Source organism: Gordonia polyisoprenivorans NBRC 16320 = JCM 10675 (assembly GCF_000241325.1).
In the GTDB taxonomy this organism is placed as follows: domain Bacteria; phylum Actinomycetota; class Actinomycetes; order Mycobacteriales; family Mycobacteriaceae; genus Gordonia; species Gordonia polyisoprenivorans.
In genome coordinates this window covers 1-1,476 of the sequence record NZ_BAEI01000014.1, presented here as the reverse complement: position 1 = coordinate 1,476, position 1,476 = coordinate 1, and the positions used below count along the sequence as shown (strand labels likewise).

The 1,476-nt window shown below is 62.6% G+C and carries 1 protein-coding gene; it reads right to left on the bottom strand.

Translation table 11 applies throughout. From position 1 onward, the window contains the following. Nucleotides 1-14 precede the first annotated feature (14 nt). Complete coding sequence (locus GOPIP_RS04900) at nt 15-1,325, bottom strand: ISL3 family transposase (protein WP_006368451.1); 1,311 nt, start codon at nt 1,323-1,325, stop codon at nt 15-17. Between the last annotated feature and the right edge of the window lie 151 nt (nt 1,326-1,476).

Genomic DNA, 1,476 nt, shown 5'->3' with positions numbered 1-1,476 from the left:
GGGCTCTTCCGATTTCAGAGTGCGTTCAGGGTGTTTGCGAGTTGGCCGGAGTGGATGAGTGACCGCAAGATGTAGTGCTTGAGGTTGCGGAATCCGAGCGCGATACCGCGGAGATGTTCCAGGCGGCCGTTGATGGCTTCGACGGGTCCGTTGGAGGCGCCGGTGTCGAAGTACGCCAGAATCTCAGCGCGTCGCGTCCACAGGGATCGGCCGAGTTGGGCGAGCTCGGGTAACCCGGCGGGTAGGCCTTTCCGGATTTTCTTGAGGACCTTGTACATCGCGATCTTGCCGCGTCGGCGGTTGTGGTGGTCGTAGGCGGCGATCAGTTCCTGGTAGACCGCGTAGGTCACCGAAACCGCCAGATGGTCCTCATGAGCGTCGAGACCAGTGCGTAGCCGACTTTTCTGCTTGTCGGTCAACAACGCGATTCGGGTGAGTAGGGTGCGGCGGATACCGTACAAAGGATCACCAGTGCGGCCACGATGGCCACACGTATCGTGTTGCACGCGTTGACGACACAGGGTGAGCTTGTCACCGGCCAACTGCACCACATGGAATGGATCCATCACCGGACGAGCCTTCGCGAGAGTCTCTTCGGTGGCGGTGCGGTATCCGCTGAATCCGTCCATCGTGACCACCCGGATACGTTCCCGAAACGATTGGTCACGCTCACCGAGCCAGTCTTTGAGTGCGGCTTTCGACCGGCCGGCGACCATGTCCAGCAGCCGCGCCGGGCCGGTCCCGTCGACGATCGGTGTCAGGTCGACGAGCACGGTCACCCAACTCGAGTCGCCATGCCCGCGAACATGTTTCCACTTGTGCTCATCCACACCCAATACGCGGACGCCGGCCAGATGCGCCGGTGCCGCAGCAAGCTTCTTGACCGCCTCCACGGCGAGAGTGTTGACGGTGCCCCAACTCAACCCGACCGCCGCCGCAACAGCTGTCACGCTCATCTTGTCGCAGATCATCGCCCGCAGAATCCAGGTGGTGGTGCGGCGGGTCACCGCCGAACGGGTTGCCACGATCGAACTGATGTTGGCACGGAAAATCGTTGTCGCACAATCACTGTTACCGCAGACGTACCGTGGGACGGTCAGGTGCAGCACGGTGGGATGCCCGACGATCGGCAGATCGGTCACCTCACGGTCGACGTGGTCACGCAACCGGCCCACGCTGCCGCATCCCGGACACGTGCTGTTCGGGGCGCGCAGTCCGCAGAACAGGTGCGTCCGATCCTCGGCGTCGATGGCGGCGTCGGTGATCGTCACACCGAGGTCGGTGGTACGGCAGATGGTGTCGGCAAGAGCGCTACGCTGCAACATGGGTCCTGTGGTGTTCGGATGAGTGTGTGAGAGCTTTCATCCTCACACCCAGGACCCGCCCACCACCGCCGCGACACCAGCCCCCGAAATCGGACCTACATCTTGTGGCCGATAGAACCCGCTCTACGCACCGTCAAATCGGAAGAGCCGG